The following is a 6951-nucleotide window of genomic DNA, read 5'->3' as shown; positions in this document are numbered from 1 at the left end:
GGGCTGACGCCACCAGGCTATCGACTGCCGTCGCTCCGCGACTCATTCATGCGTCGTCCTCCGCGGGCTCAATCGCGGAGCGATGTCGTTCACTGGATAGCTCCAACGGCGCTGGTGTGGAGGATTTATCCGACTCGGGGTGAGGGGGTTCTGCGATGAATCAAGCCGTTCGGATCAATCCTCCACACCAACTTGCGACTGGCTAGAATCGGACCAGTGCGGTTCCCCAAGTCAGGCCGCTGCCGAAACCGCACATCAGGATATAGTCGCCGCGTTTGACTTGGCCAGCTTTCAAGGCTTCATCGAGGGCTAGCGGGATGCTCGCGCCGGAAGTGTTGCCGTAGCGGTCTAGATTGACGAACACTTTTTCCGGTGGCACAGCGAGATCGCGAACCGCGGAGTCGATGATCCGTTGGTTGGCTTGATGCAGCACCACCAACGCCAATTCTTTGGCCGAGACGCCGGCGGCCCGCAGCACATCTTTGGCGCTTTCGTCGAACACGCGAACCGCCCACTTGAACACATTCCGGCCATCCATCTGCAGATACTGCAGACCCTCGCGACGGGTCTGTTCGGTCAGTGGCAGGCGCGTTCCTCCGGCAGGAATGCATAGCATTTCGCCGCCACAACCTTCACTGCCCAGCTGATACGACAGGATCCCTGCGCGGGCATCGGCCTGGTCGCCACGGTGATCGTTACTAGCACCGTTGTTTGAGTCGACCACCGTGTCAGCGGGGCCTGTGTCATCGGGGCCCATCAACACCGCGCCAGCACCGTCACCAAACAAGGGGTAGGTTTTCTTGTCGTTGGGATCAACGGTACGGCTCATCAAATCCGCTCCCACGACCAACACCCGTTTGGCGTTTCCGGTGGCGATGAACTGTGCGGCGGTGGTCATTGCGTACATGAAACCGGCACAGGCGGCGCCCAAATCCATGGCTGCGGACACCGTGCCCAACCGTCGCTGCAAGTGACAGGCTGTCGAGGGCGTGAAGTGATCCGGGGTGATCGTTGCGACCAAAATCAAGTCGACTTCTTCCGCTGCGACTCCGGCGTCCTCCAGGCAGCGCAGCGACGCTTCATAACACAGGTCACTGGTGGCCTGGTCGTCGGTGGCGTGACGGCGCTGGCGAATTCCGGTGCGGCGCACGATCCATTCACTATCGCAACCGAGCGCCGCCAAGTCTTCGTTGGTGATCACGTTGTCGGGAACGAAGGCTCCGGATCCCAATATCTTGACGCCCATGACAGCGCCCATTGGGCCGCGGGTCACAGACTCCAATTCCTGTTCCTGTTGCTCCTCCCGCTGCGCATCGAGGGGTGGGTTGGCGTCTGGATTGCGGGAAAGAGTCGTCGGTTCGGGCATCAGTTGATGAATCGTCCGGAGTAAAAACAGAAGAGCCGCGGGTTTTGGCGGTGATTCAAGTATAACGAGGGCTCCAGCGTCTCGTCAGCAGAATCCAGTGTCGATGAAGTCGATCAAAAATCCCATCGCAAAAACAGTCGCATTATTGACAGTGCTGGCCATTTTCGCCTCAGGCTACTGGTTGGGCTTTCGATCAGGGCATTACGGGGCCAGCAAGCAAACGTTTCAAATTCACGGCGACTCGATGCAGCCCACGCTGGCGGGTGACACTCTCTGCGAAGTCGTCGCAGCGATGGGGCCGCTGCGGATCGGGGACGTTGTAGCCGTCCGCTGGGATGGTCGAGATCGAATCAAACGGATCGCTGCACTCGGCGGCGACGTCGTTGACCTTTCCGAGGGGCGGTTGACCGTCAATTCACAGCGATTGGAGGACTTGATTGCACAACGATCCAAGACGGAATTTCTGCGTCCTGCCTGGGTCCCGGTGTCCGATGACCAGACGGATTGGCACCGCTGCGAATCGCAACCCCAGTGGCTGGTCTATCACCACTTCAATCCTCACGCCGGCGATCGACTGACAGCGGTGATGGATGACTATCCCACCAACACGGCGGTGCGCCGGAACCTGAACCCGGTTGACCGGTTGGCGTTGCGAATCACGCCTGGAAAAACGATGGATCAAATCGCCGACTTGTCCGACATCCAAATCGCGTTTTACCGGGCTCCCGATTTCATCGATGTGATCAACCCGACCCGCAGTGTCACGCCGGCGCGAGATGCGTCAGCCGTTTCCGGTTCTTCGCTTTCCACACCCGATTTGGATGCGTCACATCCGATCGCAGTCAGGATTCCAGCCGCTGTCGGTTTGCCGTTGCGTCTGCAGGTGCTGCGAGAAATCGAATACCGTGATGACCGGCCGAGTGGACGGGTGAGTTATCCGATTCGGTTGGATGACGACCAAGTCTTTGTCGTCGGCGACAACGTTCCGGTCAGCATCGACAGTCGCTCTGTCGGCCCGATTGGTCGCGACCAGATCATCGGTCGGGTGCAGCAGGCATCGCCCTGACGATCCCCTCACGCATGTGAATCTAGCGCTGCTTGGTTTTCTCTGCCGAATCGCTCGCCGGCGCCTCAGCGACTTTCTCGGCGGCTTGCTCGCCGGCGTTCTCGGCGGCGGGATCGCCATCGCCGCCCTGGTTGTCTGGCTTTTCAACCGGGCTAGACGCGATCATCTCTGCGCCATGCCCGACGTCACTGAAATCCGGCCAGCCTTGGTTGAACCGTGTTTCTGCGGTGTAGTCGACCGCGGGACGATCATTGGATTGGTTGGTCGATCCGGTCGCGCTGCGGCGTCCGAATCGAAACCCGCTGCCGGCCAATTTGGTTTTGTCGCGAATCGAACCGCCTTGGAATGGCCCGATGCCCATCACCCAGGTGCTTTTGGCGGTGGCCACGGAGTGTCGGACGCCGGACTGCCACAGCGGTTGGCGAGTTTCACGGTCATAGGCGAACGCAGCGATCTTCGCAGCCGCTTCGCGAGCCTCGCGTTTGGCGAATGCAATTTCGGGCAGTGCCGGCAACGAGGGGGAATTGGGCAACAGACTGGCCGCCGACGTCAATGAATTGTTTTCGGGGATGCCGTAGGTAACCATGTGGTTGTCCGCCCCCAGCGTGCCAATTCGACCTTCGATAATGATCTCGGCGTCCTGAGCCGAATCCTGTAGCAGACAACCGGCGGCGAGCATTTGCTGGCGAAGTCCGCTGATGACGTAGTCGGAATTGACGATGCCATCGCCTTTGACCGCCCGAATGTAGCCGCTGTCAAAATAGACCGTACGACCACTGAGCGGCCTGAAGTCCATGTGTTGAATGCTCAGGTCGACCGCTTCGCTGGTCACCAGTTGTGACGTCGCCACGTTTTCCCGGGTGGTGCCACAACCACATATTCCAACCGAGAGAACGCTGATCAAGATCAGCGCCATCTTTGCGTGGGAACAACGGTGACAAAGGGTGTGAAACATCGACGATGCAAGCAATCAACGCGGCGAGATCAATTCAGGCGGGACCGGAAAACCGGCGAATTTGATCTCTTAACTACCGACTTTGCCCGAGCCAGGCAAGTCCGTTTCACGCCGCTGCACTAATAGGCTTTCGCGAAAATGGCTTGTTTTTCGGCCGGTTTTCCGGTGAAGAAACAGGTGCCCGGGGTGTCGTTGTTCTCGCTCGGAACACACCGAATCGTGACCTTCAGCTCCTTCAACAACGGCTCCAAACTCGGTTCGTCGGCAAAGTGACAGACTGCAAAGCCACCGTGGATCTCCGGCGTCTTTTTGTTCTTGGGGGTGAAGTAGTCGCGAAAGTCGGCTTCGTTGGTGATCGTGACCGTGTTGTCGATCCGCAATTGATCGGCACGGTTGTAAAGCGACTGTTGAATGTCGGCCAACAGGTCACTGACCGTGGCCACCAATTCACTGCGGTCCATGCCAATGCTTTTGGGCTGGTCGCGACGTCCCATGAAGACAGAATTTTTTTCCATGTCCTTGGGACCGACCTCCAGCCGAATCGGAACGCCACGTTTGACGTGATGCCATTTCTTTTCTCCGCCACGGACATCGCGGTCATCGATTTCGACCCGCAGATTCATGCCCTCGTATTTGAGGTCTCGCAATTCGTCACGCAGGGTGTGGATGTATTCCATCACCGCGGTCCGGGAGTCGTCTTTGTAGATCGGCAAGATCACGATATGCGTGGGCGCCAACTTCGGCGGCAGGACGAAGCCGTCGTCGTCGCTGTGGGTCATGATCAGCGCGCCGACTAGACGTGTAGAGACACCCCAGGAGGTGGTCCAGGCATATTCTCGCGTCCCGGTTTCACTTTGGAAGACAATCTCTTGCGCCTTGGAAAAGTTTTGTCCCAGGAAGTGACTGGTCCCGGCCTGCAGCGCCTTTCGATCTTGCATCATCGCTTCGATCGACAGCGTCTCAACCGCACCGGGGAATCGCTCGCCGGCGGTTTTGGCACCCACGGTGACCGGCATCGCCATCCAATTGCGGGCAAAATCGGCATAAATGTTGATCATTCGTTCGGTTTCTTCGATTGCCTCGGTGTCGGTGGCATGAACGGTGTGCCCTTCCTGCCACAGAAATTCGGCAGTCCGCAGGAACATCCGTGTTCGCATTTCCCAGCGAACAACGTTGGCCCATTGGTTGATCAGGATCGGCAGATCGCGATAGCTTTGCACCCATTTGGCATAGGTCGCACCGATGATGGTTTCGCTGGTCGGCCGTACGATCAGCGGTTCTTCCAACTCGCCAGCCGGTTGTAAACCGCCGCCGGGTTTGGGTTCCAGCCGATGGTGGGTGACAACGGCGCATTCTTTGGCAAACCCTTCGACATGCTCGGCTTCTTTCTCCAGAAAGCTCATCGGAATGAACAACGGGAAATAAGCGTTTTGGTGTCCGGTGGCTTTGAACATATCGTCCAGCGACCGCTGCATGTTCTCCCACAACTGATAGCCCCAAGGTTTGATCACCATGCAGCCGCGGACAGGCGAGTTTTCAGCCAGATCCGCGGCGCGGATCACTTGCTGGTACCACTCGGGATAGTCTTCGGCGCGGGTTGGAGAGATCGCTGTCTTGGATGCTTTCGCCATGTGAATTCAATTGACCAGAGAAATTAGAAACAATGTTGCGGCCGACAGCGTCGCTGACTCTTTTCCGTGGCCAATCCTAGAAGTTAGCCGTGCCAAGGCACTAGCTCAATCGGCTGAGCTCGCTGATTTCCGCGGCGGTGAATTTGCGTTCCAGGCGCGCGCCCAGTTGAGCCACCACACGTCCGGCGGCATGCGAGGCCAGGTGACCGGCGGTTCGCCAGTCCATGCCGTTGGTGATCCCATACAACAACGCTCCGGCATACATGTCGCCGGCTCCGGTGGAATCGATCGCATCAACTTGCACGCCTTCGATCGGGAACGACTCTCCGCCGTGCATCACGATCGAACCCTTGTCACCCAGCGTCAGCGCCACGTTCTCGCAGTGCTCGTGGATTTTGACCGCACAGACCAACGGATCGGATTCGCCGGTCAATGATTTGGCTTCCTCTTCGTTACAGAAAAACAGATCGACCGGCCCGGTGATCAGATCCCAGATCTCGTCACGAATCATGTTGACCAGAAACGGATCCGATGCGGTGAAGGCGATCTTGACGTTGTGCTTTTGCGCCAGTTCGATGGCCCGATAGGCAGCCGCTTTGGTGCTCTCGCCGGTCAACAGGTAGCCTTCGATGTAGACATACTGCGAGGCGGCGATCTTGTCTTCGTCAATGTCGGCGGGGTCTAACGTGGTGGATGCGGCCAAGTTGGTCAGCATGGTCCGTTGGGCGTCCTCGGTGATCAACACGGCACAGGTGCCGGTGGGCAGGTCCGATGGATCGACTTGGATCGAGACTCCCAAATCGCGCATGTCTTTCAAGAAAAACTCGCCAATTGCATCGTTGCCGACTTTGCCAATGTAGCCGGCCGATCCACCCAATTCGGCGATTGCGACGATGGTGTTGGCCGCCGACCCGCCGGCACAGCGATTGAGCGAACGACCCTCCAAATGGCTGAGCACCCTCGATTGCTGCTCGTCGTCAACCAGTGTCATCACCCCTTTGTCGAGTGACAGGTGTTCCAGCACGCTGTCGTCCACGCGCGCTTGAATATCTACCAACGCGTTGCCTACACCATAAACGTCGTACAAAGCCATCAAGGGGGCCTCTGGAAAAAGTGATCGATCAAGTTCATTCAGGATCGGTAACGTAGTCCAGACTCTAGTGTTATGGAAGTTAGTGCTCCCGGGGGGCAAGCGGTGGGAGGGATCGTCGCAACCTATCGCGCCGTAGCTGATCCCGCCAGGGTTCAGTTGGTGGCGGGTGCGGGGGAGATCTCAACCGTGGCCGGTCCAGCTACGGTTGGTTGGTTGGAAACGTAGCTGATCCCGCCAGGGTTCAGTCGGTGGCGGGTGCGGGGGGAGTCTGAATCGTGGCCGGTCCAGCTACGGCGGGTTGGTTGGAATCGTAGCTGATCCCGCCAGGGTTCAGGCGGTGGCGGGTGCGGGGGGAGAGTCTGAACCGTGGCCGGTCCAGCTACGGTGGGTTGGTTGGCAACGTAGCTGATCCCGCCAGGGTTCAGTCGGTCGCGGGTGCGGGGGGAGATCTGAACCGTGGCCGGCCCAGCTACGGTGGGTCGGTTGGCAACGTAGCTGATCCCGCCAGGGTTCAGACGGTGGCGGGTGCGGGGGGGAGATCTGAACCGTGGCCGGTCCAGCTACGGTGGGTCGGTTGGAATCGTAGCTGATCCCGCCAGGGTTCAGTCGGTGGCGGGTGCGGGGGAGAGTCTGAACCGTGGCCGGTCCAGCTACGGTCGGTTGGTTGGAAACGTAGCTGATCCCGCCAGGGTTCAGTTGGTGGCGGGTGCGGGGGAGATCTGAACCGTGGCCGGTCCAGCTACGGCGGGATGGTTGGAAACGTAGCTGATCCCGCCAGGGTTCAGTCGGTCGCGGGTGCGGGGGGAGATCTGAACCGTGGCCGGCCCAGCTACGGTGGGT

General features: G+C 59.0%; 5 protein-coding genes. 1 reads left to right on the top strand and 4 read right to left on the bottom strand.

The window, feature by feature from the left end:
• Nucleotides 1-202: 202 nt before the first annotated feature.
• Entirely contained in the window at nt 203-1258 is a 1056-nt protein-coding gene (locus NHH03_RS26740; protein WP_390895647.1) for a beta-ketoacyl-ACP synthase III, read from the bottom strand.
• Nucleotides 1259-1469: 211 nt separating this feature from the next.
• On the opposite strand from NHH03_RS26740, the gene NHH03_RS26735 reads away from it, so the two are divergent.
• Nucleotides 1470-2432, top strand: a complete 963-nt coding sequence (locus NHH03_RS26735; RefSeq protein WP_253161419.1) for a S26 family signal peptidase — start codon at nt 1470-1472, stop codon at nt 2430-2432.
• Between the two features lie 22 nt (nt 2433-2454).
• On the opposite strand, the gene NHH03_RS26730 is transcribed toward NHH03_RS26735, so the two are convergent.
• The 3 genes from NHH03_RS26730 to NHH03_RS26720 form a co-directional block, all read right to left on the bottom strand.
• Nucleotides 2455-3348, bottom strand: a complete 894-nt coding sequence (locus NHH03_RS26730) for a DUF6655 family protein (protein ID WP_315861493.1) — start codon at nt 3346-3348, stop codon at nt 2455-2457.
• Nucleotides 3349-3506: 158 nt separating this feature from the next.
• Complete coding sequence (gene proS / locus NHH03_RS26725; RefSeq protein WP_253161417.1) at nt 3507-5018, bottom strand: proline--tRNA ligase; 1512 nt, start codon at nt 5016-5018, stop codon at nt 3507-3509.
• A 100-nt stretch (nt 5019-5118) separates the two neighbouring features.
• Nucleotides 5119-6111 (bottom strand): adenosine kinase, encoded by a 993-nt coding sequence (locus NHH03_RS26720; protein ID WP_253161416.1) that lies wholly within the window; start codon nt 6109-6111, stop codon nt 5119-5121.
• Nucleotides 6112-6951 lie beyond the last annotated feature (840 nt).

Source organism: Stieleria tagensis, assembly GCF_024129865.1.
Taxonomy (GTDB): Bacteria; Planctomycetota; Planctomycetia; order Pirellulales; family Pirellulaceae; genus Stieleria; species Stieleria tagensis.
This window is presented reverse-complemented; position numbering and strand designations above follow the sequence as displayed.